This window comes from Micromonospora sp. IBSANI012 (assembly GCF_052814045.1).
The window spans coordinates 1,381,026-1,407,124 of record NZ_CP199933.1 but is presented as its reverse complement, the minus strand read 5'-3'; the positions used below and the strand labels follow the sequence as shown (position 1 = coordinate 1,407,124).

25 protein-coding genes, 2 tRNA genes and 1 pseudogene are annotated in these 26,099 nt (G+C 72.0%); 11 read left to right on the top strand and 17 right to left on the bottom strand.

The features are described from left to right. Positions 1–19: 19 nt before the first annotated feature. On the top strand, positions 20–1,039 hold the full coding sequence (locus ACTWM8_RS06675; RefSeq protein WP_446213047.1) for an ATP-binding cassette domain-containing protein: 1,020 nt from the start codon (positions 20–22) through the stop codon (positions 1,037–1,039). After that, the gene (locus ACTWM8_RS06670; RefSeq protein WP_446213046.1) at positions 1,036–2,049 is read left to right on the top strand and encodes an ABC transporter permease subunit; all 1,014 of its coding nucleotides are present in this window, start codon (positions 1,036–1,038) and stop codon (positions 2,047–2,049) included. The genes ACTWM8_RS06675 and ACTWM8_RS06670 overlap by 4 nt, the downstream gene beginning before the upstream one ends. A 127-nt stretch (positions 2,050–2,176) precedes the next feature. Here the strand turns inward: ACTWM8_RS06670 and ACTWM8_RS06665 are convergent, their stop codons facing one another. Then, positions 2,177–3,352 carry an ROK family transcriptional regulator gene (locus ACTWM8_RS06665; protein ID WP_446213045.1) on the bottom strand — a complete coding sequence of 392 codons (1,176 nt, stop codon included), beginning with the start codon at positions 3,350–3,352 and terminating at the stop codon, positions 2,177–2,179. A 152-nt stretch (positions 3,353–3,504) separates the two neighbouring features. Here ACTWM8_RS06665 and ACTWM8_RS06660 point away from each other — a divergent pair, with 152 nt between their 5' ends. After that, positions 3,505–4,956 carry a glycoside hydrolase family 3 protein gene (locus tag ACTWM8_RS06660; protein WP_446213044.1) on the top strand — a complete coding sequence of 484 codons (1,452 nt, stop codon included), beginning with the start codon at positions 3,505–3,507 and terminating at the stop codon, positions 4,954–4,956. Positions 4,957–4,998: 42 nt separating this feature from the next. On the opposite strand, the gene ACTWM8_RS06655 is transcribed toward ACTWM8_RS06660, so the two are convergent. Together ACTWM8_RS06655 and ACTWM8_RS06650 are read right to left on the bottom strand one after the other, a co-directional pair. Continuing rightward, the gene (locus ACTWM8_RS06655) at positions 4,999–5,355 is read right to left on the bottom strand and encodes an STAS domain-containing protein (protein ID WP_446213043.1); all 357 of its coding nucleotides are present in this window, start codon (positions 5,353–5,355) and stop codon (positions 4,999–5,001) included. A gap of 370 nt (positions 5,356–5,725) precedes the next feature. Further along, positions 5,726–6,388, bottom strand: a complete 663-nt coding sequence (locus ACTWM8_RS06650; RefSeq protein WP_446213042.1) for a GNAT family N-acetyltransferase — start codon at positions 6,386–6,388, stop codon at positions 5,726–5,728. A gap of 221 nt (positions 6,389–6,609) precedes the next feature. Here ACTWM8_RS06650 and ACTWM8_RS06645 point away from each other — a divergent pair, with 221 nt between their 5' ends. Together ACTWM8_RS06645 and ACTWM8_RS06640 are read left to right on the top strand one after the other, a co-directional pair. Further along, complete coding sequence (locus tag ACTWM8_RS06645; protein ID WP_154943277.1) at positions 6,610–6,810, top strand: DNA repair protein; 201 nt, start codon at positions 6,610–6,612, stop codon at positions 6,808–6,810. 113 nt (positions 6,811–6,923) lie between these two features. After that, entirely contained in the window at positions 6,924–7,445 is a 522-nt protein-coding gene (locus ACTWM8_RS06640) for a hypothetical protein (protein WP_088963631.1), read from the top strand. Positions 7,446–7,617: 172 nt separating this feature from the next. Here ACTWM8_RS06640 and ACTWM8_RS06635 read toward each other — a convergent pair whose 3' ends face one another. Together ACTWM8_RS06635 and ACTWM8_RS06630 are read right to left on the bottom strand one after the other, a co-directional pair. Continuing rightward, positions 7,618–8,337: a Clp protease N-terminal domain-containing protein gene (locus ACTWM8_RS06635; RefSeq protein ID WP_446213041.1), complete on the bottom strand. Its 720-nt coding sequence runs from the start codon at positions 8,335–8,337 to the stop codon at positions 7,618–7,620. A gap of 130 nt (positions 8,338–8,467) precedes the next feature. Beyond that, on the bottom strand, positions 8,468–9,910 hold the full coding sequence (locus ACTWM8_RS06630) for an MFS transporter (RefSeq protein ID WP_446213040.1): 1,443 nt from the start codon (positions 9,908–9,910) through the stop codon (positions 8,468–8,470). A 215-nt stretch (positions 9,911–10,125) separates the two neighbouring features. On the opposite strand from ACTWM8_RS06630, the gene ACTWM8_RS06625 reads away from it, so the two are divergent. Next, positions 10,126–10,707 (top strand): TetR/AcrR family transcriptional regulator, encoded by a 582-nt coding sequence (locus tag ACTWM8_RS06625; protein ID WP_446213039.1) that lies wholly within the window; start codon positions 10,126–10,128, stop codon positions 10,705–10,707. A gap of 66 nt (positions 10,708–10,773) precedes the next feature. On the opposite strand, the gene ACTWM8_RS06620 is transcribed toward ACTWM8_RS06625, so the two are convergent. The 6 genes from ACTWM8_RS06620 to amcA (ACTWM8_RS06595) form a co-directional block, all read right to left on the bottom strand. Beyond that, positions 10,774–11,796 carry a DUF4331 family protein gene (locus ACTWM8_RS06620; protein ID WP_446213038.1) on the bottom strand — a complete coding sequence of 341 codons (1,023 nt, stop codon included), beginning with the start codon at positions 11,794–11,796 and terminating at the stop codon, positions 10,774–10,776. 280 nt (positions 11,797–12,076) lie between these two features. Beyond that, positions 12,077–12,769, bottom strand: a complete 693-nt coding sequence (locus ACTWM8_RS06615; RefSeq protein ID WP_446213037.1) for a pentapeptide repeat-containing protein — start codon at positions 12,767–12,769, stop codon at positions 12,077–12,079. A 62-nt stretch (positions 12,770–12,831) separates the two neighbouring features. Continuing rightward, positions 12,832–13,014, bottom strand: a complete 183-nt coding sequence (amcA, locus tag ACTWM8_RS06610; RefSeq protein ID WP_446213036.1) for a multiple cyclophane-containing RiPP AmcA — start codon at positions 13,012–13,014, stop codon at positions 12,832–12,834. Continuing rightward, positions 13,011–14,147, bottom strand: coding sequence for a cyclophane-forming radical SAM peptide maturase AmcB (gene amcB / locus ACTWM8_RS06605; protein ID WP_446213035.1), 1,137 nt, complete (start codon positions 14,145–14,147; stop codon positions 13,011–13,013). The genes amcA (ACTWM8_RS06610) and amcB overlap by 4 nt, the downstream gene beginning before the upstream one ends. Next, positions 14,144–14,488 (bottom strand): hypothetical protein, encoded by a 345-nt coding sequence (locus ACTWM8_RS06600; protein ID WP_446213034.1) that lies wholly within the window; start codon positions 14,486–14,488, stop codon positions 14,144–14,146. Before ACTWM8_RS06600 ends, amcB begins: the two co-directional genes overlap by 4 nt. Further along, a complete protein-coding gene (gene amcA, locus ACTWM8_RS06595) occupies positions 14,485–14,649 on the bottom strand; it encodes a multiple cyclophane-containing RiPP AmcA (protein WP_446213033.1) in 165 nt (54 codons plus the stop codon). Before amcA (ACTWM8_RS06595) ends, ACTWM8_RS06600 begins: the two co-directional genes overlap by 4 nt. A gap of 417 nt (positions 14,650–15,066) precedes the next feature. Here amcA (ACTWM8_RS06595) and ACTWM8_RS06590 point away from each other — a divergent pair, with 417 nt between their 5' ends. Next, positions 15,067–16,413: a hypothetical protein gene (locus ACTWM8_RS06590; protein ID WP_446213032.1), complete on the top strand. Its 1,347-nt coding sequence runs from the start codon at positions 15,067–15,069 to the stop codon at positions 16,411–16,413. Then, positions 16,410–16,985 (top strand): flavoprotein, encoded by a 576-nt coding sequence (locus ACTWM8_RS06585; protein ID WP_446213031.1) that lies wholly within the window; start codon positions 16,410–16,412, stop codon positions 16,983–16,985. The genes ACTWM8_RS06590 and ACTWM8_RS06585 overlap by 4 nt, the downstream gene beginning before the upstream one ends. A gap of 225 nt (positions 16,986–17,210) precedes the next feature. Here ACTWM8_RS06585 and ACTWM8_RS06580 read toward each other — a convergent pair. Further along, positions 17,211–17,283, bottom strand: a tRNA-Lys gene (locus ACTWM8_RS06580). A 185-nt stretch (positions 17,284–17,468) separates the two neighbouring features. On the opposite strand from ACTWM8_RS06580, the gene ACTWM8_RS06575 reads away from it, so the two are divergent. Then, on the top strand, positions 17,469–18,731 hold the full coding sequence (locus ACTWM8_RS06575; RefSeq protein ID WP_446213030.1) for an Ig-like domain-containing protein: 1,263 nt from the start codon (positions 17,469–17,471) through the stop codon (positions 18,729–18,731). A gap of 235 nt (positions 18,732–18,966) precedes the next feature. Continuing rightward, positions 18,967–20,253 carry an Ig-like domain-containing protein gene (locus ACTWM8_RS06570; RefSeq protein ID WP_446213029.1) on the top strand — a complete coding sequence of 429 codons (1,287 nt, stop codon included), beginning with the start codon at positions 18,967–18,969 and terminating at the stop codon, positions 20,251–20,253. Positions 20,254–20,304: 51 nt separating this feature from the next. On the opposite strand, the gene ACTWM8_RS06565 is transcribed toward ACTWM8_RS06570, so the two are convergent. Together ACTWM8_RS06565 and orn are read right to left on the bottom strand one after the other, a co-directional pair. Then, positions 20,305–20,380, bottom strand: a tRNA-His gene (locus ACTWM8_RS06565). Between the two features lie 111 nt (positions 20,381–20,491). Next, positions 20,492–21,049, bottom strand: a complete 558-nt coding sequence (gene orn / locus ACTWM8_RS06560) for an oligoribonuclease (RefSeq protein ID WP_446214484.1) — start codon at positions 21,047–21,049, stop codon at positions 20,492–20,494. Between the two features lie 105 nt (positions 21,050–21,154). Here orn and ACTWM8_RS06555 point away from each other — a divergent pair, with 105 nt between their 5' ends. Beyond that, positions 21,155–22,405, top strand: coding sequence for a glycosyltransferase family 87 protein (locus tag ACTWM8_RS06555; RefSeq protein WP_446213028.1), 1,251 nt, complete (start codon positions 21,155–21,157; stop codon positions 22,403–22,405). 168 nt (positions 22,406–22,573) lie between these two features. On the opposite strand, the pseudogene ACTWM8_RS06550 reads toward ACTWM8_RS06555, so the two are convergent. The 3 genes and pseudogenes from ACTWM8_RS06550 to ACTWM8_RS06540 all read right to left on the bottom strand — a co-directional run. After that, positions 22,574–22,957 (bottom strand): annotated as a pseudogene (locus ACTWM8_RS06550) (hypothetical protein); the annotation flags it as partial. A 665-nt stretch (positions 22,958–23,622) separates the two neighbouring features. Continuing rightward, a complete protein-coding gene (locus ACTWM8_RS06545) occupies positions 23,623–24,348 on the bottom strand; it encodes a YcnI family copper-binding membrane protein (protein ID WP_446213027.1) in 726 nt (241 codons plus the stop codon). A 20-nt stretch (positions 24,349–24,368) separates the two neighbouring features. After that, on the bottom strand, positions 24,369–26,033 hold the full coding sequence (locus ACTWM8_RS06540) for a copper resistance CopC/CopD family protein (RefSeq protein ID WP_446213026.1): 1,665 nt from the start codon (positions 26,031–26,033) through the stop codon (positions 24,369–24,371). Positions 26,034–26,099: the final 66 nt, after the last annotated feature.

The following is a 26,099-nucleotide window of genomic DNA, read 5'->3' as shown; positions in this document are numbered from 1 at the left end:
GAGGTCAGGAGCGGCGCCGATGAGCGCGGTCATCGAGATCGAGGGGCTGCGCAAGACGTTCCACACCCTGCGGCAGGGGCGGCGGGTCGCGGTCGACGGCTTCGACATGCTGGTGGAGGCCGGGCAGGTGCACGGCTTCCTCGGCCCGAACGGCTCCGGCAAGACCACCACCCTGCGCGCCCTGCTGGGCCTGGTGAGCGCCGACGGCGGCCGGATGAGCGTGCTCGGCGCCCCCGCGCCGGAACAGCTGGCCCGGGTGACCGGCCGGGTCGGCGCGATCGTGGAGAGCCCGCAGTTCTTCGGCAACTTCACCGGTCACCGCACGCTGCGGCTGCTGGCGCTGGCCGGCGGAGTGCCGACCGGCCGGGTCGACGAGGTGCTGGAGCAGGTCGGGCTGCGCGACCGGGGCCACGACCGGGTGAAGGGCTACTCGCTGGGCATGCGGCAGCGGCTGGCCGTGGCCTCCGCCCTGCTCAAGGATCCCGAGCTGCTGATCCTGGACGAGCCGGCGAACGGGCTGGACCCGGCGGGCATCCGCGAGATGCGGGACCTGATGCGGTCGCTGGCCGACGCGGGGGTGACGGTGCTGGTCTCCAGCCACATCCTGGCCGAGATCCAGCTGATCTGCGACCACGTCACGATCATCTCCCGGGGTCGCCGGGTGGCGGCGGGCCGGGTCGAGGAGGTGCTGGCCGGCTACGACCAGCACGAGTGGCGGGTACGGGTGGCCGAACCGGCCCGGGCGGCCGAGCTGCTGGGGGCGGCCGGCCTGTCGGTCACCGACCACGACGGGTTGCTGGTGGTCGCCGGCACGGAGGACCCCGAGCTGATCGCCCGCACGCTGGGCGAGCAGGGGCTCTGGGTACGCGAGCTGACCCCGATCCGCCCCGACCTGGAGAGCGTCTTCCTGGAACTGACCGGCACCGCACCACATCCGACACTGCCGCGGCAGGTGGGCGAGGCCGCCCTGCCCGGGGAGGGACCTGACGCACCGATGATCGACCTCGACGTCACCGCCGGCCGGGGGGTGCAGGCGTGAACCTCGTCCGTGCCGAGGTGGAGCGGCTCGCCGCCCGCCGTTTCGTCCAGCTGATGCTGGTGCTGCTGGCCCTGGCCTTCGCCATCACCACGGCCACCACCCTGGTCGGGTCGCACCAACCGTCGGCGAGCGAGGTCGCGGCGGCGGAGGCGCAGCTCGCCCAGGTGATCCGCGGCATGGAGGCCGACCATGAGTACTGCCTGAAGGTCAAGGCGGGCGAGCTGCCGATCGACGAGAACAGGTACCTGCCGGCAGACTGCAGCGAGGTGGACCCGGTGTTGCGGGACCAACTGCCGGTGGTCGCCGACTTCCTCAGCGGCGTCTTCGTCTTCGGCCAACAGGCGGGTCCGCTGCTGTACTTCCTGATCGCCTTCCTGATGCTGTTCGGTTTCCTGGTCGGGGCCTCGTACATCGGCGCCGACCTGAACTCCGGCGGGGTGGTGAACCTGCTGCTGTGGCGGCCGCGCCGGCTCACCGTGCTCGGCGCGAAGCTGGGCACGCTGCTCGGGGTGGTGACGCTGCTGTCGGTGGTGGCGACGGTGGTCTACCTCGGCACGTTCTGGACGATCGCCCAGACCGCCGGGCTGCCGGGCCGGCTGGACGCGGCGTTCTGGCAGGACCTGGGCGGCCGCTACGGGCGCGGCCTGGTGCTGGTGCTGCTCGCCACCGCGCTGGGCTTCGGCATCGCCACGCTGGGCCGGCACACCTCGGCGGCGCTCGGCGCGGTGGCCGCGTACGCGGTGGTCTGGGAGCTGGGTGCGCGGCTGGTGTTCCAGATCCTCGACGTGGCCCGCCCGGACCAGCTGATGCTCTCCACCTACATCGCGGCGTGGCTCGCCGGCCGGATCGAGCTCTACGACGGCCATGCCTGCCGGAACTCGTCGGGCTTCGGCTTCTGCGACGGCACGTACACGATCACCTGGCTCCCGGCGCTGCTGGTGCTGCTGGCCCTCGCCGGCGCGGTGACGGCGGCCGCGTTCGCGGTGTTCCGCCGGCGCGACCTGATCTGACCGGTCGTCGGGCCGGGGCGCCCGGCACCAGGCGGCCGCCACCGGTCCGACCTCGGCAGGATCTTGCCGAGGTCGGACCGGTGGTGAAGAATTCCTTCACATGACGGGTGGCGTACGGCGACGGGCGTCAGCCGACCGTCGACCCGAAGACCTCGTCCCGGACGGCGTCCAGCGCCGTGCGCAGCGCGCCGCGCAGGATCGGCTCCTCGGTCAGCCCGGTCGGCACCACCCGGGGCCGGACCAGCGTGATCGCGGCGACCTCCTGCTGCACCCGCTCGGCCAGCGCCGCCCCGCCGGCCTGCCCGACCTCGCCGGCGAGCACCACCAGCGGCGGGTCCAGCACCACACAGGTGCTGGCCACGCCGAGGGCCAGCCGCCGGGCCAGCTCGTCGAGCATCGGGGCGCCGGCCGTACCGGCGGCGACGGCGTCGCGCACGGCGTCGGCCGCGCAGCCGGCGTCGAAGCCGTGCTCACGGGCCACCGCGCGGACCGCGTCCGCCCCGGCGAGCTGCTGGAACGCCGGCTTGGCCCGGCGGGAGACGTCGCGCGGGATCGGCACCCCGGGCACCGGCAGGTAGCCGATCTCACCGGCCGCGCCGCTGCTGCCGTGGTGCAGCCGCCCGCCCAGCATGATCGCCAGGCCGACGCCGGCGCCCACCCAGACCAGCACGAAGTCCGCCAGCCCCTGGGCCGCGCCGGACTGCGCCTCGGCGACGGCGGCCAGGTTGACGTCGTTCTCGAAGACCACCGGGGTGTGCAGGTCCTCGCGGAGCGCGGCGAGCAGGCCGCGGTGCCAGCGCGGCAGGTTGAAGGCGAAGGTGATGTCGCCGGTGCCCGGGTCCACCAGGCCGGGGGTGCCCAGCACCACCCGCCGCACGCTGGACAGCTCCGCGCCGGCGCTGCTCGCCGCCCGCACCACCGCGTTGTGCACCACGCCGACCGGGTCGTCGGTGTCCCGGGTCGACTGCTCCACCCGGCCGATGACGGCTCCGGTGATGTCCGCGCAAACCGCCACCACCCGCTCCGCGCCGACGTCCACGCCGACCACGTGCGCGCTGCCCGGGCGTACCGCGTAGAGCTGGGCGTTCGGGCCCCGCCCGCCGGCCTGCTCACCGACCCGGGTGACCAGCCCGCGCTCCTCCAGCCGCTCGACCAGCTGCGAGGCGGTGACCTTGGACAGGCCGGTCAGCTCGCCGAGCCGGGCCCGGGTCAGCGGGCCCCGTTCGAGCAGCAGTTCCAGTGCCGCTCGGTCGTTGAGCGCCCGCAACAGGCGGGGTGTGCCGGGCAGCCGGGTCGCACTCATGCCACGTCCTCTGGTTTCCGTAAACTTCGCCAACCGAATCGACCTGCGGGCGGTGCCCGTAGCGTATCGGCCACCCCGTACCCGGGAACTCGGACGACCGACCGCTCCCGGTGCGACACTCGTGCCGTCCGGCACCGAAGGGGGAAAGACACGTGGGGCTGGATCCAGGACTGCGCCGGCTCGCGCTGGGCACGCTGCTCGCCGCGTACCCGGGGCCGGTGCCGCCGGAGTGGGCCGTCGAGCTGGTCGCCGAGGGGCTGGCCGGGCACACCCTGTTCGGCACCAACGTCCAGGATCCCGCGCAGGTGGCCGCGAGCACGCTCGCGCTGCGCGCCGGCCGGCCGGACGTGCTGATCGCCATCGACGAGGAGGGCGGCGACGTCACCCGGCTGGCGCACGCCACCGGCAGCCCGTACCCGGGCAACGCGGCGCTCGGCGCGGTCGACGACACCGCGCTCACCGGCCGGGTCTACGCGGCCATCGGCGCCGAGCTGGCCGCCCTCGGCATCACCGTCAACCTGGCCCCGACCGTCGACGTCAACACCGCCGACGAGAACCCGGTGATCGGCACCCGGTCGTTCGGCGCCGACCCGGCCCGGGTCGCCGCCCACTCCGCCGCCGCCGTCGAGGGTCTCCAGTCGGTCGGGGTCGCCGCCTGCGCCAAGCACTTCCCCGGGCACGGCGCCACCGTGGCCGACTCGCACCACGAGCTGCCCACCGTGGACGTGTCCCCGGCCCTGCTGCGCGAGCGCGACCTGCCGCCGTTCGCGGCGGTCGTCGAGGCGGGCGCCCGGGCCGTGATGACCGCCCACATCCGGGTGCCGGCGCTCACCGGGGACGGGCCGGCCACGTTCAGCCGGGCCGTCCTGGTCGACCTGCTCCGCGGCGAGTACGGCTTCACCGGCACGGTGATCACCGACGCGCTGGAGATGCAGGGCGCCGCGCTGGCCGCCGGCGGGGTCGGGCCGGCCGCCGTGCGCGCGCTGGCCGCCGGCGCGGACCTGCTCTGCATCGGCGCGAAGGTCGACGCCGCGCTGGTCGAGCACGTGGCCGGGGAGATCGTCGCGGCGATCGGCGACGGCCGACTGGACCGCGCCCGGGTCGAGGAGGCGGCCGGCCGCACCGCCGCGCTCGCCGCCTGGACCCGGGCCGCCGGCATCCCGCCGGTCACCCCCACCGACCTCGGGTACGCCGCCGCGCGCCAGGCGGTCCGCGTCGAGGGCGAGGTCGACGGGCTGGCCCGGCCGCTGGTGGTGCAGCTGCACGCCACCGCCACCATGGCCGAGGGGCGGGTGCCGTGGGGCCTGGGCCCGCACCTGGACGGCCTGGAGGAGGTCCGCGTCGTCGCCACCGAGACGGATGCCGCCGCGCTGGGGCGGCTCGCCGACGGCCGGCCGATCGTGCTGGTCGGGCGGCACCTGCACCGGCTGCCCGGCGGCGCCGAGCTGGTCGACGCGCTGGCCGCCGCGTACCCGGTGACCGTGGTCGAGATGGGCTGGCCGGGGCGCTGGCGGCCGACCGGCGTACGCGCCTTCGTCACCACCTACGGGGCGAGCCACGCCAACGGCCGGGCGGCGGCGGAGGCGCTGGGGCTGATCGGCTGAGGCCTGGTTGCGGCGCTGCCGCCGGCCGGAGGGGCCGGAGTCCTAGGCGGCGGGGGCGTCGGGGTCGACGGCGGGCGGGTTCCGGTGGCGGGGCGCAAGCCCGACCAGGCTGTCGACGCCGGTGATCCGCAGCACCCGGGCCACCACCGGCTGCGGGTCGACCACCCGCAGGCTGGCGCCCCGACCGACGGCCTCGGCGGCCCCGCGCAGCAGGGCGGCGACGCCGGTCGAGTCCAGGAAGGGCACCTCGGCGAGGTCCACGACCAGCTCCACCGTGTCCGGCAGGTCGAGGGCGGCGTCCAGGGCGTCCTGCACCACGGCGGCGGTGGCGATGTCCAGGTCGCCGACGGGCCGCAGGACGACCCGCCCGCCGTCCTCGTGCCGCCTGTCCACCCGCATGTCCCGCTCCTCGCCGAGCTGCCGCCGTCGCGGCACGACGATACCCGCCGGGCGGCGCGACAGCCCGGGTCGCGGTCCGCCGCCGCCCACCCCGCACGCTCCGTCACCATTGCCGCCCACCGGGTCGACGACTCTTGCCGCAGCTCAAGTCCACTACCGGACACGCCGAAACGGTCGGTTACCTCTTGCTCACGAGCCGATCCGTACGTAGCGTCACCATCAATGGGACCGGTCGGCGGGTACGCCGGCACACGGGAGGGCCTGGGGGAAGGCTGCGGACCGTGGATTCGGCCCGGAATCCACGGTCCGCGCCCTGCCACCACGACGCCACACCGGCGCGGTCAGCGCGGCGCCACACCCGCGCGGCCGGTCACCGGGGATAGACGCCGTACGATCGCCAGCCCCGGTCCGGGAAGCCGGCCGCGTCCGCCACCCGGGCCGAGGCGACGTTGGCCGGGTCGTGCCGGTACGTCGGGACGGCGCCCTCGTCGAGCACCCGCCGGGCGGCCTGGGCGACCAGCCGGCGGGCCAGTCCCCGGCCGCGCGCGGCCGGCGTCGTCCCCACCGCCAGCTCGTGTCCGTGCAGGTCGTGTCGCTTGATCCCGACACCGGCGAGGTAGCCGCCGTCGGCGTCCCGGACCACCAGCACCTCCCGGTCGAACAGCCGCAGCCAGGGAGGGAACGCCGGGTCGGTCGGTGGGACCCAGCGCCCCACCTCGGGCAGCGGGGCCGGGTCCAGGCACCACCGGAAGACGTCGTCGGCGAGCATCCAGTCCGGTTGGCCGACGGCGGCGGGCAGCGCCGCGAGCAGCTCGGCCTCCGGCCCGCGGGCCAGCGCGCGGATCGCCTCCACCCGCTCGGGCGGCACCGAGAGCACGGTGCTGCCGGCGGCCTGCACGGCGATCGCCGGTCGCAGCCGCCCGTCCCAGGCCGGTCGCCCGCGCCGGCGGGAGCCGACGACGTGCAGGCCGGGGCCGGCCGGCCACTGGCCCAGCCAGGTGACCAGGTGCAGGTAGAGCCGGCGGTCGAGCACCGGACACCTCCCTCGCCCGCTCGGGTACGACCACCTCGTCGTGATCACCGTACGCCGTGCCGGCGGGGCCGACCTCCCGTTGCGCTGGACGCGGGCCGGTTGACGGCCAGGCCACCCGGGTAGAGGTACCGAGCAAGGCCGGTGCCCGGGAACCCGAGACATCGATCGAGCGTCATATTCATTTCCATACATGTACAACTTCTTTTGGGACGGTAATGGTCATGCCGAATCAGCCGAATGACCGGTACCAGCAGGACACCGCGAGGATCTGGCGGGCGGCCGAGGCCGCCGGGCGATTTCCGGCCCAACCGCCGTACCGGGAGGCGCGGACCGGGCGCGGGGTGAACGCCGCGCTCTCCTGGGGCGACCTCAACAGCCTTCCCGCGGGCGTCTCCTCCCGCCGGGGCCTCACCGCCCGCTGACCGCGCCGGAGAAAGGGGCGACACACCCGGGGCGTCCAGCCGGGGCTTTCGCACACCTGTCGGGTAGCGTCTTGTGGTCCGAAACTCGGCCTACGACAGGAGAAGCTCCGCGCATGGGCAAGAAGACGATCCACGTCTCCGACTTCAGTGGCACGGTACTGCGGGCCGACGACGAGGTGGTCAAGGTCGTCGTGCTGGAGCACCCTGACCTGGTGGCCGGGCCCGTGCAGCTGGACGCCACCCCGATCGAGGTGGAGAGCATCGACGACGCGGCGCTGGACGTGGCGGTGGTGGAGATCCACGACCGGCACGGCGGCGGCGAGCCGCGCCGGGTGGTGCTGACCGCCAGCGAGTTCGACGCGATGGCCACCGACGTTCCGATGGCCCAACTGCTGCGCACCGCCGAGCGGGTACGCCCGCCGAAGGCGCGCAAGAGCGCGGAAAAGATCGACTACGGCACCATCGAGCACGCCGGCCGACCGCATCGCGGGCGGGTCACCGAGGAGGAGGCCCGACTGGTCCGCGAGCAGCTGGACGAGGTGAACAAGCGCCTCGCCGACGCCGGCATCCGGCAGGTCGACCCGACCGACCCGGAGCACGCCGCCCGCTACGGCTTCCCCGTCGCCGTCGCCTGACCCCGTACCCGTCGATGGCCGGGGCGTCCCCCCGTGCCGCGCCCCGGCCATCGACGGACCGCCCGGCCCCGCGCCGGCCGGGCGCGCCGGCGGGACGGTCCACCTGGGACTCTGCCGACATCCAAGCGGCGGGAACTCCCCGGCGCGGGGGACATCGCGTCCCCCGCGAGGGTCACCGGTACAGCGCCAGGGCGGCCATGATCCGTTCCTCGACACCGTCCTTGCCCAGTCCCAGCCCGGAGAGCACGCCCGAGCCGTCCTCCAGCTCCAGCAGGGCGAGCAGGATGTGCTCGGTGCCGATGTAGTTGTGCCCGAGGCGCAGCGCCTCCCGGAAGGTCAGTTCGAGGGCCTTCTTGCCCTGCGCGTCGTAGGGGATCAGGTCGGGCACCTGCTCGGCGGGGGGCGGGAGCGCCGCCGTCGCCGCCTGCCGCACGTCGTCCAGCGATACGCCCTCCTCGATGATCGCCTTGGCGGCCAGCGCCTCCGGCTCGGCCAGCAGCCCCAGCACCAGGTGCTCGGCCCGGATCTCCGCGTGCCCGGTGGCCCGGGCCTCGTTCTGCGAGGCCATCACGACGTTGCGGGCCCGCGGGGTGAAGCGGCCGAAGCCGGCGCTCGGGTCGAGGGCGGCGGCCGCGTCGACCTTCGCGGCGGAGCGCTTCTGGGCGGCCTGCTTGCTGACCCCCATGCTCTTGCCGATTTCGGTCCACGAGGCACCGGAGCGCCGGGCCTGGTCCACGAAGTGGCCGATCAGGTGGTCGGCCAGCTCGCCCAGGTAATCCGCCGCGATGACCGCGTCGCTGAGCTGGTCGAGCGCGTCGGGATGGGCCTTCTTGATGGCCTGGATGAGGTCGTCGAGGCGTACCGGGTTGCTCATCTGGATGGGATCCGTCATGCGTCAACCATAGGTTGACGAGGCCCTCGTCGTCAACGACAAGTTGACGATCTACCGCCCGTCCATCGGACGGGAGGCCGCGCGCCCCCGTTCCGGGCGGGGGCGCGCGGCCGAACTCGCGCCGGGCGGATCAGCGGCCCGCGGGGACGGTCACCAGCTCCGGCACGGGGGCCGGCCGGCGGTCGGCCGACGCGCGCCGCCCGGACGGGACGGCCAGCGCCGCCACCGCGGCCGCCAGGGCCAGCCCGGTGAGGACCAGGAAGCCCAGGGTGAAGCCGGCCTCCCGGGGCAGCCCGTTCGCCTGCGGGTGGGCGGTGATCACACCGCTGACCACGGCCGCGCCGACGGCGCCGCCGATGGTGCGGATGTTGGCGTTCATGCCGGTCGCCACCCCGGTCTGCCCGGCCGGGACGTTGCCCACGATGAGGTTGGCCATCGAGGCGAAGGCCAGCCCGATGCCGAGACCGACAAGGGCGCCGGCCACCCCGATCTCCCAGCGGGTGTCGTGCGCGACCGTCAGCATCGCGGAGGCGAGCACGTTGAAGGCCGCACCGGTGGCGAGCTGCGCCTTGGCGCTGAAGCGCGACTCCAGCCGGCCGGCGAGGAGGCCGGCGACGAACATGCCGACCAGCATGGGCAGCATCAGCAGGCCGGCCTGGGTGACGGTCGCACCGAAGCCGTAACCGGCCACCGTCGGGGTCTGCACGAACTGCGGCAGGAACGCGTAGACGGAGAACATCGACGCGCCGTAGAGCAGGGCGACCAGGTTGGTCGTCCAGACTCCGGGCAGACGCATCATCCGCATGTCGATCAGCGGGTTGCTGGAGCGGATCTCGGCGACCAGCCAACCGGACAGCAGCACCGCGGCGAGCGCCAGCAGGCCCACCACCCGAGCCGAGGTCCAGCCCCAGGCGGCGGCCTTGCTGATCGGCAGCAGCAGGGCGACCAGCCAGCCGGACAGCAGCAGGGTGGCCCGCCAGTCGATCCGGCCGGGGGTACGCACCGGCGACTCCGGCACGACGAAGTACGCGGCGACGGCGGTCAGCCCGACGACGACCATCGGGATCCAGAACAGCCACCGGTAGTCGAGGGCGCCGACGATCGGACCGGCGAGCACGACCCCCAGGCCGCCGCCGGCCGCGACGATCGCCGAGATGGCGGCCACCGCGGAGGAAACCCGCGCGGCGGGGAACTCGTCGCGGATGATCCCGAACGACAGCGGGAAGACGGCGCCGCCGACGCCCTGGACGACCCGGGCGACGATGAGCACGCCGATGCTCGGCGCGACGGCGGCCAGCAGGCAGCCGAGGGCGAGCGCGCCGAGGGAGACGACGAGCATCCGTTCCTTGCCCACCATGTCGCCGACCCGGCCCAGGATCGGCGTGAAGATGGACGCGGAGAGCAGGTAGGCCGTCAGCACCCAGGTGACGGTGTTCTGAGACGTGTGCAGGTCATGCTGGATGGTCGGCAGCACCGGGGTGATCAGCGACTGGAGCATCGCGAAGAACCCGGTGCCGGCCGCCAGGACGAGGAAGGTGAGCCGGCGGGAGCCGCGACGGACGGTCTCTGTCATGCGGGGAACTCCAATTCCGCGTACGGAGGGGACGGGCAGCTGGGCTCGTCAGGGCTTCGGGGCGGCGCCCGTCGCACTGTTCGGCGGGATCGGCGCGGAGCGCCCGGGGAGGTAAGCTAAGCGGAGGCATGACTCCGGACAGTTCCGGAGGGGTGCCTCCATTAAGCTAGCGGAGGGGTGCCTCCGGTTGCAACCGAGGTGAGGTGACGCACGTCATGGCCAGCGCGGGACAGACGCCCGACGTCTTCGCACAGCGACCCAAGCGGGCCGACGCCCGGCGCAACTACGAGTCGCTGATCGCGGCCGCCCGCGAGGCCTTCGCCGAGAACGGAGCGTCCGCCTCGCTCGAAGAGGTGGCCCGGCGCGCCGGGGTGGGCATCGGCACCCTCTACCGGAACTTCCCCACCCGGCAGGCCCTGTTCGAAGCCGTCTACGTCGAGGAGGTCCGGGCGCTGAGTCGCTCCGCGGCCGACCTGGCCGACCTGCCCCCGTGGGACGCGCTCGTCGCCTGGCTGCACCGGTTCGTCGGCTACGCCGCCACCAAGCGGGCCCTGGCCGAGGAGCTGCTGCGCGACTCCGAGGTCTTCCGGAGTTGCCGGACGGAGATCTACACCGCGGGCGAGCCGCTGATGCGCCGCGCCCAGGCCTCCGGGGCGGTCCGCGCCGACATCAGCTTCGACGACGTGGTCCGGCTGCTCAGCGGCCTCACCATGGCCCAGTTCCCCGAGCCGGAGCAGCGCGAACGGGTGCTGGGCGTCGCCCTCGACGGACTACGCCCGCCGGCCACGCCGCGCTGACTCAGTCGGTCCCGTGCGGCGCTACGGCCAGCGGCATCGCCACCGTCGTGCGGAGCGACCACCGCGTCAGGCGGGGACCACGTAGGGGAACGTGCCGGAGCGGGCCTCCCGGGTCACGTCCGCGGTCAGCCCCGAGGTCATCCCCGTGTTCAGCACCAGGGAGAACATCACCTCCGGGGCGTTGTCCAGCATCGTGCGCCCGTTCCGCACGGCGAAGCCGTAGTTCGCCGGCGTCCCGACCCGGTACGACAGCAGATCGGGGTAGACCTGCCGGGCCACGCTCCTGCCGTACGCCTTCGGATCGGGAGCCGTGCCGTTCGCGGCGACCACCCGCGCGACGGTCGAGGCGATGTTCTCGCCGTCCGCCTTCAGGTCGTCGCAAGGGTGCCGGACGTTGGCGGGGTCGGAGAAGTCGGTGTCGGTCGGCCAGAAGATCGGCCACATCATCGGGTGGCCGGCCCGGTTGATCGGCCGCCATCCGCCGGCGTCCGTCGCCAGCTTCGTGGTGCACCAGACGCCGATCTGCGCCCCGTCGCGCAGCCGCGGCTCGTCGTGCGACACCTCGAGGACGATGGACTCGACGGTGGTGCCGGCGAAGCTGTTCTTCGCGTTCTCCGGTCGCCACTTCGAGCGGTCCAGCTTGGCGCCGTTCTTGAAGGCGTCGTTGACGGTCGCGAGCTGGTCCAGGTCGATGTAGAAGGGATCGGCGATCCGGCCGGCCCAGAGCCGCAGGATGTCGCTGCTCACCACCTCGCCGGTCCGCCCCTGGACGTGGAGTTCGCCGGTCGCCGCGTCGCTGCGCGCTTCGGTGCCGGTCAGCGTGTGCAGCGTCACCGCCTGCCGCCCGTCGGCGTCCGGTTCATCGAAGGCCACCCGGTAGGTGAGGTCCTCGAGATCGGCGCCATCGAAGTGAATCTTGAACTCGTACCGCGCCTCGTGGTGGAAGCCACGCTTGATGTCGGCCCGGGTCACCGAACTGTTGACGTCCATGACGAAGACCGTGCCGCGCTCGCCGTCGAAGACGTACAGGTCGTCCAGGTAGAGCTGACCGGACTGCGCGGCGAGCGGGGTGTCGAGATGGTGCGACATCGGCTGACTCCTCGAGGGATCCGGGCACGGCACTCTGACACTAGGTGGCGTTTGCTCCGTTTCTAGGACTTATGAACCCTTTTGCATGCCTTGCTGGGCACGTCATCGCGCGATCGCTGCCTGCTCCGGCTCGACTCGCTGGCTGAGCTGCCCGAACTGGTGCGCAAGCACAACGACTCAGCGGCTTAGCTACGCCAAGGTGGTAGCGGGCGCCTCTTACCCGAGCCGGAGGTTCGGATGCAGATAAGAGCCTTGCTCGGGGCTGCCGGTGCGGACGGCATCAGCAGCCACCACGGTGGCTTCCCCGAAGTTGGTCGTTGCGCACGGTGAGGCGCAGGGCGTTGATGGCCAGCTGGGTGAGGTCAGAAAGTTGGTCCTCACCGACGGTGAGGCCGTGCAGATTGTCGAGGGACGTCTTGAGTCCTTGGAGGCGACTGTGCCGCAGGTCCGCGCCGTCGAGGTGACAGGAGTCCAGTTCCAGGCCGTTGAGGTCGCAGGACCGCAGCGCGATGCCGGGGAGGCGGCAGGTGGACCAGGTGGTGTGAGTGAGGGTGCAGTCGGTGAAGGCGACCGAGCCGGCGGCGATGACGCGTTGGAAGGTGGCGTAGTCGAAGCGGCAGCCGTCAAACAGGACGTCCTTGAGGCGTACATCGGTGAGCCGGGTACCGGTGAACCGAGAGCCGGTGATCGCGCATCGTTCGATGGTGATACCGGTAATGGCCGCGCCGGAGAAGTCGGTGCGGATGATCTCGCATCCGTAGAGGCTGCCGGTTTCCCAGGTGCTCTCGCTGAGGTCCGCGCCGGTGATCCGACTGCTACGGATACTGGCTCCTTCGAGCTGCACGCCGTGGCAGGATGCGCCTTCGACGAGGACCTCGGTGAGAGCATCCGACAATTCGGTCACCTTGTCGAGGTCGTCGGGGTCGAGGTCCGGCAGCAGGACCTTCACGTCGCCGATCGTGGTGGTGCGCATGTGTCCTCAACCTGTGTGGGTGCGGGGTGGGCACGCCAACCCGCGCGTCCAGCGGTGGGGGGCTACTTCTTCTTGTTCCAGTTGTCCCAGCCGGGTCGGCTGTCAAACTTCCCGCGGTTGTCCCAGGTGGGCCGGTTGTCGAACTTCGCTGCGTCGATCGACGCTACCGACCGGTCTGGGCCGACGCCGAGGCGGGCGAGTTGCTCAGGCGCGGCGTTGACGAGGGTCGCGAGAGCGTTGGTCATGGTGGTCCTCCTTGAGGGGTGAGGTGGTCTGCGGCGGCGCGGACGAGGGCTTGCCGGGTGGTTCGGCAGTAGGTCGTTTCTCGGGCGGTGAACGTCGCGTGCTCGAAGTAGCGGTTGCCGGCCTGGGCGCCCCGGCAGAAGCCGTAGAAGGCGCAGTGGCTGGCGCAGTCGTTGAGGGCAGTCATGAACTCGTTGACATAGCGCAGGTCGCCGGCGCGGGCGAGCATGCCGGTGATCGTCTGGCGGAGAACGTTGCCGGCGATGAAGTCGCCGTATCGCGGATCGGTGACGCCGAGGAGTTCCGGTGACAGCAGCACCACCTGCCCATCCCAGGAGACGGTCGGGATCGGCTCGTACGGGGCGTGGTCGACGTGTCCGGCGCGGGTGGCGGCGAGGTAGTCGGCCAGGCGGTCCACGTCGCGGATCCGCAGCGGGCTGCCGCCGACGCGACGCCTGATGAGGTGCTGCCAGAACCGGTAAGCGGCGTCCTCTGGCACCGGTGCCCGGTCGGCGCCCTCCTGCTCTTCGATGTTGAAGCCCACCGACCCGCAGCCGGGCAGGCCGGTGAAGAAGTCGACGAGGGTGTCAGGTTGGTCGATGGTTTCCGGTGTGACGACACAGATCACCGAATACTCCAAACCGGCGTCGGCCAAGGCCAGGATGCCGCGCAGGCTTCGGCTGTCCGTCGGGTTACCGGCCCGGTCGAGGCGGTTACGGTTCAACGCGCCCGGTCCGTCGATGCTGACCCCGACCTCGAACTCGTAGGCAGCGAACAGCTCGCACCACCGCCGGTTGATCAGCGTCGCGTTCGTCTGGATCTCATGACGCACCATCCCCGCACGCCGCAGCTCCTCGAACGGGGCCAGCAGCTCCCGGAACAACCCAATGGGAGTGGCGGTGGGTTCGCCCCCGTGCCACACGACGCTCACCGGATGACTGCTGTACTGCTGCGCGATCGAGTCGGCGCACGCCTGCGCGACCGCATCGCTCATCAGGCGCCGGGATCTGCGGTCGGGCAGGTAGCAGTAGCTGCAGTCGAGGTTGCAGAAGCTCGTCGGCTGCACCACCAAGGTATGGAAGCTACCGGCGATCGCCGGCTGGCCGGTCGCGGTGATGAGGCCGATGCCGTTCACGGTGACGACTCCTCAATCCCCGCGCCTTCGAGGAGCGTGACGCGGTAGGCGTGGGTGTGGCGGGCGGGCCAGCCGAGGAACCGGTCGAACATGTCAGCGGCGCTGCCCGTCACGCTCGGGTTGAGCCGGTGCAGGTCGTCGATCGCGTCGTGCAGACAGGCGGCCAGGTAGAGGAACAGGCTCACCGGGTTGTCCCGGTACTCGGCAACGAGCGCGAGCTTCGCCGCCCCGCAGGGCCACGGCTGCCCGCACCGGCGGCACAACCACAGTGGACGCAACGGCAAATGCTCCACCCCGGCTGGCGCGATTCGGTACGCCGCAAGACGACGCTGCCCGGTCACCGGCGCTCACCCTCGCGGGCCTGCTGCTCGAACAGCCGACGCCACACGTGGGTGAGCAACGGCGGATCAGCCGGCCGCACCGACCACTGCGACGACGCCCACCCGGGCTCGGGGCGCCAGGACTGGTCGGCCACCGCGTTACGCGAGACGTACACCGTCATGCCGGCACCCCCGATCGAGACCGTGAGCGGTGGGCCCGCCGTGGGAAGGGCGAGCCCACCGCCGCACCACAGCGGCTGGGAGCAGACCGCCGATCACCCACCCACGCAGCCCTCATGGCGGTACGCAGGCGGGGCGTCATCCGCACGCGTGCGGGAGCGAGCTGGGGCGGCACCGGCCGAAGCAACAAGGCGAACTCCTGCCTCCCGGCGATTCCGTCGTTCATCCGAGCTCCCTGGCGTGAGGCTGCGATTGCGTGCCGGCCGCCTACTCGCCGAGAGTGGCGCACCAGCCCAATCAGGTTCGCTCGGTGAACGCGGCAATGGGGATGTCCTGGCGGTGCACTCACGGTGCACCTGCCAGCACGCCAAGTGCCGTTACGATCGTTTGGCCGACTGTCCCCATCGAGAGGACGTGCCATGGCCGCGGTGCCGACCTGGACCGGCCGGGAAGCAAACGCGCTGCGTCAGGCGTTGCGGATGAGCGTTACCGGCTTCGCTGAGCACCTGGGCGCGGCACGGCGAACAGTGGCCAAGTGGAGTAGCCAGGGCAATAAGGTCCATCTGCGTGCCGACATGCAGGCCGCCCTGGACACGGTGCTGGCGCGGACCACCCCGGACGTCCGCGAGCGCTTCGCAGCGCTGGTGAGAGCGGGTACCAGCGATGCACTTGCGGATCCCGCGACGCTGCCCGTCAGGAACACGCACACCCATACTGGCGGAGGCGGCATTAACGACTTCGACTCGGACGGCGACGTGCGGCGCAGAGATCTCCTGACGGGCATGACGATCAGCGGCATCACTCGGCCGAACGCGGCAACCCTGCTCCAAGTACTGGTCGCACCGCGACCTCGCAACGACGAGCCAGTTGCGCTACCGCTCCGGCAGTTCGCTCGGGACGTAGCCGCCGCGAAAATCGCCTATCAGGCGTGCCGTTACGAGCAGGTTTTCGCCGGGCTCGTGGCCCTGTTGCCTGCCCTGGAACCAACTCGTGCGGACGCCGAGGGTGAGCAGCGGGCGCAGGTCGATGCCCTGGCCAGCGACCTGTACCACGTCGTCGGCAGCGTGCTGCTCAAGGTCGGTGACAAAGGCATGGCGCTGATCGCCGCCGAACGCAGCACCCGTGCCGCTTCGAGCAGTCAGGACCCGGTGGTGATGGGTGCAAGCGCCCGGATCATGACCCACGCTCTCATGAGCAACGGCCACAGCAATCAGGCACAGCAGCTCGCTGAAGCCGCGGCCGAGACCCTCCGACGCGGCACCCGACTCGCCTCGACCGACGCGGTCGCCGTCTATGGCGCCCTGCTGCTGCGCGGTGCTATCGCCGCCGCCCGCGACGACAACCGAGACCACGCAAAAGCCATGCTTGATGAGGCCTCCCATGCCGCCGATCGACTCGGCTACGACGGCAACGAGCGGTGGACCGGCTTCGGTGCCACCAACGTCCTTCTGCACCGCGTCAACATCGCGCTGACCCTGGGCGACGCTGGCACCGCCATCGCCCTCGCCCGCCAGGTGCCGCTGGACAAGCTCGGCCTCGCCGAACGCAAGGCCTCGCTGCTCGTCGACGTGGCTCGGGCCTACACCCAGTGGGGACGCTACGAGCACGGCCTTTACGCGCTACGCAGCGCGTATGAGGTGGCACCGGAGGAGATCCGGTGCCGGCCAACGGTTCAGCGCATCGCCAGCGACCTGGCAGTCCTAACCCGGGGGCACGTTCGCAGCGCTGTCTTCGACTTCGCCCAGCACGCCGGGATCCGTGTATGACCAGCGGCCACCTGCAGATCGTCGTCTGCGCTGCCGGCCCCGCCGCAGACGTGACACAACTGGTCACCACCGCGACGCAACAGTCGTGGACAACGGCGGTCACCGCCACCCCCAGCGCCCTCGACTTCATCGACGCCGAAGCGATAGAGCGGCTGACCGGGCATCCGGTCCGGTCCACCTACCGATCGTCCCCCGGCGCCAGCCGATCTCTCCCCGCCGCTGACGCGCTCGTCATTGCCCCCGCCACCTACAACTCCGTCAACAAGATCGCCCTCGGCATCGCCGACAACTACGCGATGACGACAATCGCCGAGCTGATCGGCCGGCAGGTGCCCACCGTGGTCGTCCCGTTCGTCAATGCCGCCCTGGCCGCCCGCGCACCCTTTCAGCGCGCCGTGGCGTGCCTCCGCGATGAGCGCGTCCGGATCCTTCTCGGGACCGACGACGGATGGGAGCCACACCCACTCGGCAGCGGCAACAGCCGCCAGCAGGCCTTCCCTTGGGCGACGGCATTCGAAGCAGCGATCCGGTTGGCCGCTGAGGTGCCGGCCGGCGGCGCTGATCGCAGCTGACTCCAACGTGCCCCGACCGACACCCCCCTCGCGGCAGGCGGAGCAACGCAAGACAGAACACGTGGCTGGCGTAAGGCAGGCCGGTGCACGCGTCCACGGTCACGGCACCACGTCCACCGCCGGCCGGAACGGCCCCACTGCTCTCGAGCACCCTGACCTTCACAGAGACACGAAAAAGGCTCTGGCCTGGTGGAGAACCACCAGGCCAGAGCCTGTGTTACACGGTGCGCCGCCAGGGACTCGAACCCCGAACCCGCGGATTAAGAGTCCGCTGCTCTGCCAGTTGAGCTAGCGGCGCTCGTTGGCAACGGAGAGAACATTAGCAGGTCCCTGAGCCGGGTTCCAATCCGATACCCGGCTCCCCTGTTCGGCCGAGCTTAACGGGCAAAAGCCAACAAACCGCTCGGCCGACTGCTCGGCGGGACCAGGGCGGCGGCGTCGATACGGCACCATGTCGCCAGGCACGCGAGAACTGGGGTGGGAATGGGCAGGTTCACGCGGGCCGGGGCGATGGTGGGTGCCCTGGCCCTGGTGGCGTCGTTGGCACTGACCGGGTGCGGAGACGACAAGAAGAAGGCCGCCGAGTTCGTCGGCGGCGGCGCGGTTCCGGGTACGGGTGCGCCCACCGCCTCACCGGAGGCTGGGACCTCCGCGCCGGCCCAGAGCCTGACGGTGAGCCCGGCCGACGGGGCGAAGAACAAGCCGGTGAGCACCGAGATCAGCGCGAAGCTGCCGGGCGGCGGCACGGTGTCCTCGGTCACCCTCGCCTCCGCCGACGGCAAGCAGGTCGCGGGCAGGATGCGGCTGGACGGTTCCTCCTGGGTGCCGTCGGCCCCGCTGAAGTACGGCACCGATTACACCGCCACGGTGACCGGCACCGGCGCCGGCGGCGAGTCCCGGCAGGGCACCAGCACCTTCACCACCATGGCCAAGCCGAAGTCGATGATCAGCTCCGGCCTCTACCTCTTCGACGACAAGACGTACGGCGTGGGCATGCCGGTGGTCGTCGAGTTCCACCCGGGCATCCCGAAGAAGGACCGGGCGGACGTGCAGAAGCGGATGTTCGTCAAGACCGACCCGCCGCAGCCGGGCGCCTGGCACTGGGTCTACAACGGCACCCAGGCCTACTACCGGGCCCCGGAGTACTGGAAGCCGGGCACCACCCTCGACGTCCGGATCGCGCTGGCCGGCATGCCGTTGAGCAACGGCCGCTACGGCAACGTCGACCGTACGGCGACCGCCAAGATCGGCCGGTCCTTCGTGATGAAGGTCGACAACAGCACCAAGAAGATGACGGTGTACCAGGACGGCGAGGTGGTCCGCACCCTGCCGGTCAGCCTGGGCAAGAAGAGCACTCCCTCCTCCAGCGGCACCCTCGTGGTGATGGAGAAGAAGGAGCAGACGGTCTTCGACACCATGGACGACCCCGACCCGGAGAACCGGTACCGCACCGAGATCGACTTCGCCCAACGGTTGACCTGGGGTGGCGAGTACATCCACGCGGCGCCCTGGTCCGAGGGGGTGCAGGGTCGGCAGAACGTCTCGCACGGCTGCGTCAACGTCTCGATGGCGATGGGCCGCTGGCTCTTCGATCAGACGAAGATCGGCGACCCGATCACCATCAAGGGCACCGAGCGCCGCGTCGCCCCCGGCAACGGCTGGACGGCCTGGAGCCTGAGCTGGTCGGAGTTCGTCAAGGGCAGCGCCCTGCCCGTGCCGGACGGCGGCTCCGGCCCGCTGCTGTAGCACCCACCCGGTCGGGTCGGCGGTCACGCCGGCCCGACCGGAGCGGGCCCGGCCCGCGCCGGTCACTGGAGCGTGGGGCCGGAAGAAACCGAGCAGCCCTCGCCAAAGTCCCACATTTTACCGGAATTCGCACTCCCCCATCGGCGTGTTTCAGTTCACGGCCGGCAACCGACCGGCGCTTTCTCGCGTCAGTGGGAGAGGATGGGGCATCGGGGACCACGACTGTGAGGGAATCATGCGAGCTACCCACCACCGGCTGACCCGGCACGCCGGGCGGCGCCGCGCACTCGCGGCGGGGCTTCTCGCCGCGACGCTGGCGCTCACCTCCGCCTGCACGGGCTCCGGCGACGACAAGCCGTCGAGCTGGCAGGGCAGCGGCGAGAGCGCCCCGAAGGCCGCGGCCACCATCAGCGAGCCCAAGGCCGACGCGACCGACGTCCCGGCCTCCACCGGCATCACCTTCACCACGAAGGACGCCGAGGAGACCAGCGTCGAGCTGAAGGACGCCAGCGGCAAGGCCGTCGAGGGCGAGCTCGCCGCGGACGGCAAGAGCTGGCTCCCCGCGGGCGCCCTGGAGTACGGCGAGAAGTACACCGCCACCGTCACGGCGACCGGTGACGACGGCAAGCCGGCCACCGCGACCAGCGCCTTCACCGTGATGGCCAAGCCCGACAAGCAGGTACGGATCACCAGCTTCCTCGGCGACAACCAGGTGGTCGGGGTGGGCATGCCGCTGATCGTCCGGTTCGGCCGGGCCATCCCCGAGGACTACCGCGACGACGTCCAGCGTCGGATGATCGTCACCTCCACGCCGGCGCAAACGGGGATCTGGCACTGGTCGAGCCCCACCGAGGTCCGCTACCGCCCGAAGGAGTTCTGGAAGTCGGGCACCACCGTGTCGTACCGGGTGCAGGCCGGCGGGCTGCCGATGGGCGACGGCTGGTACGGCCGCTCCGACCTGACCGTGGACGTCAAGATCGGCCCGTCGCTGGTGATGCAGGTGGACAACAAGACCAAGCGGATGACCGTCACCAAGGACGGCAAGGTCGTCAAGACGATCCTGGTCAGCCTCGGCAAGAAGACCACCCCCTCGTCCAGCGGGACCATGGTGGTGATCGAGAAGCTCCGCAAGACGGTCTTCGACACGCTGGAGGAGCTGGGCCCCGAGGAGGGTTACCGGACGAAGATCGACTACGCCCAGCGGCTCACCTGGGGCGGCGAGTTCATCCACGCCGCGCCCTGGTCCGAGGGGAAGCAGGGCAGCGTCAACGTCTCTCACGGCTGCGTGAACGTCTCGATGGCCGACGGCAAGTGGCTCTTCGAGAACACCCGCATCGGCGACCCGATCACGGTCAAGGGCACCGAGCGCAAGCTCCAGAACGGCAACGGCTGGACCGACTGGAACATGAGCTGGGACGACTACGTCAAGGGCAGCGCCCTGCCGTACGAGGAGCCGGAGGCCACCCCGAGCCCGGAGGCCACCCCCGGCGACGAGGCTCCCAGCGTGGACCCGACCCCCTGACCGGCCCGGACACGACGAAGGCCCCCTCCGCGAGGAGGGGGCCTTCGTGTCTGGGGTGACTGATGGGAATTGAACCCACGACAACCGGGACCACAACCCGGTGCTCTGCCAACTGAGCTACAGCCACCATGCCTTCCGCGCCGGTCGCCCGGGCGGTGCGGACTAATAATAGCCACACCCCCGCCGCCCCCGTCCAGCGGGTTGCGCACCGCCCGCCCGCGCGGGCCGACGCCCCGGTCTACAGCTGGGCGGCGATCCCCTTGGCCGTCTCCACGTCCGGTCCGGGCAGGGGTACGAAGATCGTCCGCCGGTAGTACTCCAGCTCGCGGATGCTCTCCCGGATGTCGGCCAGCGCCCGGTGGGCGAGCCCCTTCTGCGGCTGGCCGAAGTACACCCGGGGGTACCAGCGCCGGGTCAGCTCCTTGATCGAGGACACGTCGATCATGCGGTAGTGCAGGTGGGCGTCGAGGCGGCGCATGTCCCGGGCGATGAAGCCCCGGTCGGTGGCGATCGAGTTGCCGCACAGCGGGGCGGTCCGCGGGTCCTTGACATGGCTGGTGATGTACTCCAGCACCATGTCCTCGGCCTCGGCCAGGGTGACGGTGGAGCGCCGCACCTCCTCGGTCAGCCCGGACTTGCCGTGCATGGTGCGCACGATCTCCGGCATCGCCGCCAGGGCCGCCTCGTCGGCGTGGATGACCACGTCGACCCCCTCGCCCAACACGTTGAGGTCGGGATCGGTGACCAGCGCGGCGACCTCGATCAGCGCGTCGCTGGCGAGATCCAGCCCGGTCATCTCACAGTCGATCCAGACGAGAAGGTCAGCCACCGGGACAGACTAGCCGCAGCCCAGGTGTCGCGCCTCGGCACCGGCGGCGGAGCGGACCGCTAGGGTTTCCCCGTGCCAGCAGAACCGGTCGCGCCACCCGCCGTCAGCTCCGACGACCAGGGGGGCCGGACGGTCCGTCGGGTCGTCGCGGTGCTGGCGCTGGCCGCCGTGCTGCCGGCCCTCTACCTGCCCGGCATGGTGCACGACTTCTTCGACCTGAAGATCTACATGCGGGCGATGGACTGGTGGTCGTCCGGGCACCCGCTCTACGACTACGTGCAGCCGGACCGGGTCCAGGGCGAGCTGTACTTCACCTATCCGCCGTTCAGCGCGCTGCTGCTGCGGCCGTTCGCGATGCTCCCGCTGGGCGTGACGATCGCCGTCTTCACCGTCCTGACCGCGATCGGCGTGATCGTGACCACCCGCTGGCTGGTCCGCCCGGTGATCGAACGGCACGGGCTGCCCCGGACCTTCACCCTCACCGTGGCGGTGCTGCTGGTGTTCGCGGTGGAGAGCACCCGGGAGACGATCACCTTCGGGCAGATCAACATGCTGCTGGTGGTGCTGATCCTGGCCGACCTGCTCTTCGCCGTACCCCGGGGGCGTCGCTGGGCCGGGGTGGGCGTGGGGCTGGCGACGGCGCTCAAGCTCTTCCCGGGCATCTTCATCGCCTACCTGCTGGTGAGCCGGCGGTGGCGGGCGGCCGTGGTGGCCGGCGTCACCGCGGCGGCGGCGACGCTGCTGGCCGCGGCGTTCGCGCCCCGGGACTCCTGGCGCTTCTGGACGCACGAGCTGTGGGCCACCAACCGGGTCGGACGCACCGACTACACCGGCAACCAGTCGTTGTTCGGGCTGCTCAGCCGGATCGACGCACCGGCCAGGCCGAACCAGCTGCTCTGGCTGGCCCTGGTCGCGGTCGTCGCCGGGTACGGCCTGTGGCGGGCGGCCCGCGCCGCCCGGGCCGGTGACGAACTGACCGGGCTCACCCTCACCGGGCTGGTCGGCGGCCTGGTCAGCCCGATCACCTGGACCCACCACATCTACTGGTTCATCCCGGCGGTGGTGGTGCTGGTGGACGCGGCGCTGCGCGCCGACCGGGACACCGTGGCGGGGACGCGGAGTCGTCGTCGCCTGCTCGCGCTCGCGGTCGGCACGGCGTTCGTGATCATCTACGGGGTGGTGTCCTTCTTCGACTGGGGCGTGGCCCCGGCGCGTACCGACACCCCGGCGGAGTTCCTGGTGCGCAACGCCTATGTGCTGCTGGCCCTGCTGTTGCTGGTGACGCTCCCGGTGCGCCGCCGGACGGAGCCGACCCACGAATAAGTTGCGCTAAATGGACAGATCTTCCAGTGGCCGACTTTCGCCGCTAATCTGGCGACACCTACCGCAGACGTCTGTCGGGTAGCACCGATCCCCCGGTGAGGACGGCCCTCCGCGTCGGCAGCGCGGCGGGCCGTTCGCCGTGCCGGGTCAGTCCGTGCCGACGGGCCGGGGGCTTCCGGGCACCGGTTCGGCCGTCTCCTCCGGACGCTCCGGCGGCCACGGCGGCAGGTCGGCGAGGGTGGCCGGACGCCGCGCCGGCACCGCGCCGATGGCGGCCCGGGACCGCTCGGGCGCCCCGACCGACACCAGCTGCCGCTCCGGCTCGGGTGCCGCGCCGAGGCCGCTGAGCGAGCTGACGCCCAGCCGACCGGCGAGCACCGGGACCTGGTCCGGCTCGACCACGAAGACCACCTCGCGCGGGCGTACCGGGCGCAGCAGCACCAGCACCGCCAGCACGATCAGCAGGAGCCCGCCGGCCAGCGCACCCCAGGCCACCGGGCGGAACCAGTCCGACCGCACCTCGGCCCGCAGGTCCAGGGCGAGGTCCGCGCCGCCGTCGGGGCGCATCACCACCAGGCTCAACCGGCGATCGGCCAGCTCCCCCGGGGTCCACTCGACCGCGCCGATTCCCTCGCGTACCCAGAAGGGCGCGTCGAGCGGGCTGGCCTGGACCACGCCGGCGGGCCCGGCGGTGGGCGCGGCGCCGGCGTCGGTCAACCGGACCGGCAACGGCCCGCGGGCCAACGCGATCCGGTCGACCGTGACGTGCGGGACCGGGGCGAGCCAGCGGCGGACCTCGTCGGCGGGCGCCAGGCCGACGAAGGCCGGCCCGTCGGCGGTACGGGCCGTCAGCCGCAGCCTCGCCCCGCCGACCCGGGTGAACGGCGCCTCCGCGCGCAGCAGCGCGTCGACGTCCTGCACCACGACCGCCCGGCCCGCGCTGCGCACTGGCTCGAAGCGGGCGCTGAAGGTGCCGTCGGTACTCGCGCGCTGGGCGACCAGGCTGAGGCCGCTTCCCGCCAGCAGGGCGGGGATCCCGACGACCAACAGCAGCATTCCGACGAGCGACCGCACGAACCGCATCCGTTCCGTCTCCTTCGGTGACCGGGTACCCGGCCGACCTTACCGACGAGACCGCCGTGATCTGTGCATATCGCGCGGGACGGACAGCCGCCGGCCCGCCGGAGCGACTCCGACGGGCCGGCGGGCGGAGCGGGTCAGGCCTTCGGCGTCGCCTCCCGGCGGGTCCGGGCGAAGGCCAGTCCACCGAGGAGCAGACCGGCCAGCCCGGCCACCAGACCGGCGATGGCCAGCCCGGTCGCCGTACCGTCGGAGTCCTCGTCGTCATCGGCCGCGGCCTGCCCGGCCGGCGACGCCCCCGGCGTGGCCGACGCCGAGGCCGGGGCCAGGGTGAGCACCGGCGCCGGGTTCTCCGGCTCCTCGGCGCCCGGCGTCGGCTCCTCGATCCACCGCGCGACGTTGCCGTCGGAGTACGTCTGCAACGTCTTGAAGACCATCCGGTCGACCTGCGGCAGCGGGCCCATCGAGACCGGGAACTCCTGGAACTGGCCGGGCTTCACCGCCGCGTCGCCGGTGGCCGTCCAGGTCAGCTTCGACACCGCCTCGGTGAGCTGGCTGCCGTGCACCTCGATCGGCGGGTCCACCTTGCGCTTCTCCACCGCCACCGTCCAGCCGGGCACCGGCATGGTGGAGACCGAGCCGACCGGCGCGTTCTCCGGCAGCACCACCTCGACCTTGGTGGTGGAGGCGGTGTCGCTCTCGTTCGGCACCCGGAAGGCGAAGCGGCCGTAGGAACCCTGCGCGGCCTCCTTCGGGTTGACGGTGACGTGCGCCGAGGCGGGCCCGGCGAAGCCGAGCACCGCCGTGGTGACGGCGGCGAGCGCGAGAGCGGCGGCGGTTGCGGGACGCCGGAGACGGATCATCTGTGAGAGAGCCTTTCTCGTTACCTGATCGGCACGGTGGCGGTCACCGTGGCCTGGTCGATGTCGGAGGTGCGGACGGTGACGCGCAGCTGCCACTCGCCGGCGCTCGGGAAGCTGATCTCCCCGGTCACGTGGTTGTCGGTCAGCGGCAGCAGCGGGATGTCGATCGGCTCGATGCCCGCCGACGGCAGCGCGGCCGTCACCTTCCACTCGGCCACCGGCTGCGGCCGGTTGTCTTTGGTGTACGCGTACAGGTGCAGCGAGTTGTTGCCCCGCTCGGCCGGATCCAGCTCCACCTGCAGCGAGTAGATCGGGCTGGTCAGCGTGGTGGAGAAGTAGCCGGCGGGCGCGCCGGCCACCTCATCGGCGGCGACCCGGGCCGGGGTGGTCTGCACCAGGGTGGCCGACACGCCGAGCACCACCGCGGTGATCGCCAGCTCGACCCAGATGGCCCGCCGCACCGGTACCGGGCGCTGCGCGGCGGTCCGCCGCCGCACCAGCTGCCGGGAGTACGCGGCCACCGCCACCACCAGCACGAACAGCCCTACCTTCGCCAGCAGCAGCCGGCCGTACGTGGTGTCGACGAGGGGCCGCACGCCGCCCACCTCGATCAGCCCCTGCACGATCCCGGCGAGCAGCAGCGCCGCCACCGCCAGCGCCGCCCAGCGGGACCAGATCGGCAGGATCGCCCCCAGCTCCCGCTCGTCGGCGCGGCGCAGCAGGAAGACCGCCAGCATCACCAGCCCGCCCAGCCAGACCGCCATGCTGCCCAGGTGCACCGCGTCGACGGCCACCGACACGGCCGGCGCCGGGGAGGCCGCCGGGTGCCCGGCCAGCGGCCAGGTGAACAGTCCCGCCCCGCCCAGCACGGCCAGGATGAGCGCGTCGGTACGACCGACCGGGCCCCGGGTCAGCGGGCGCAGCAGGAACGCCGCCGCCGCGAGCAGACCCAGGCGGACCAGGTGCGCGGTGCCGTACGTGCTGCCGAGCATCTCGCTGAAGCCGGCCCCGGTGACGTCGGTCAGCCCACCTCCGGCGGTGTACGGCACCTGCAACCACAGCTCGGCCAGAGTGGCTAGCGCGAGCAGCCCGACTCCCGCCCAGGCGAGCCGGGCCGGGCCCCGGCGGGACAGCCGGTGCGGCCAGAGGGCGGCGAGCACCAGCGCCGGACCCACCACCAGCAGCAGACCCACGTAGCCCAGGTACTTGACCACCTTGACCGCGTTCTCCACCACCGGGTTCGCCCGGCTCTCCGCCCCCGAGTCGGTGGGGGGCGTCGAGGGAGCGCCGACCGAGTAGGTGAAGGCGCCGGACACCGGGTGGCTGTCGGCGGAGATCACCCGGTAGCTCACCAGGTAGGTGCCGCGCGGCCCGGACGGGTCCACCGGCACGGTCACCAGCGCACCCTCGAAGGTGGGCTCGCCCCGGTCGGCCCGGGAGCCGTCCGGGGCGATCACCCGGATCTTGCCGGTGACCTTGCGCACCGACTCGCTGAAGGTCAGCACCACCTCGGCCGGGGCGCTCGGCACCACGGCCGAGGCGACCGGGCTGCTGCTGGCCAGCACGGCGTGGGCGCTGGCCGGAGCGGCCGGGGCGAGCAGCAGCGCGACGAGGGTGACCAGCAGGCCGGCGGCGGTACCCAGCCGCGCGAACCAACGACGATCGACGACGTTCATGCCGGCCATGCTCGCCGACGCGACGCCCCTGCGCCGACCCGACCCCGTACCGGCGCCGGACCGGTCCGACCCCGG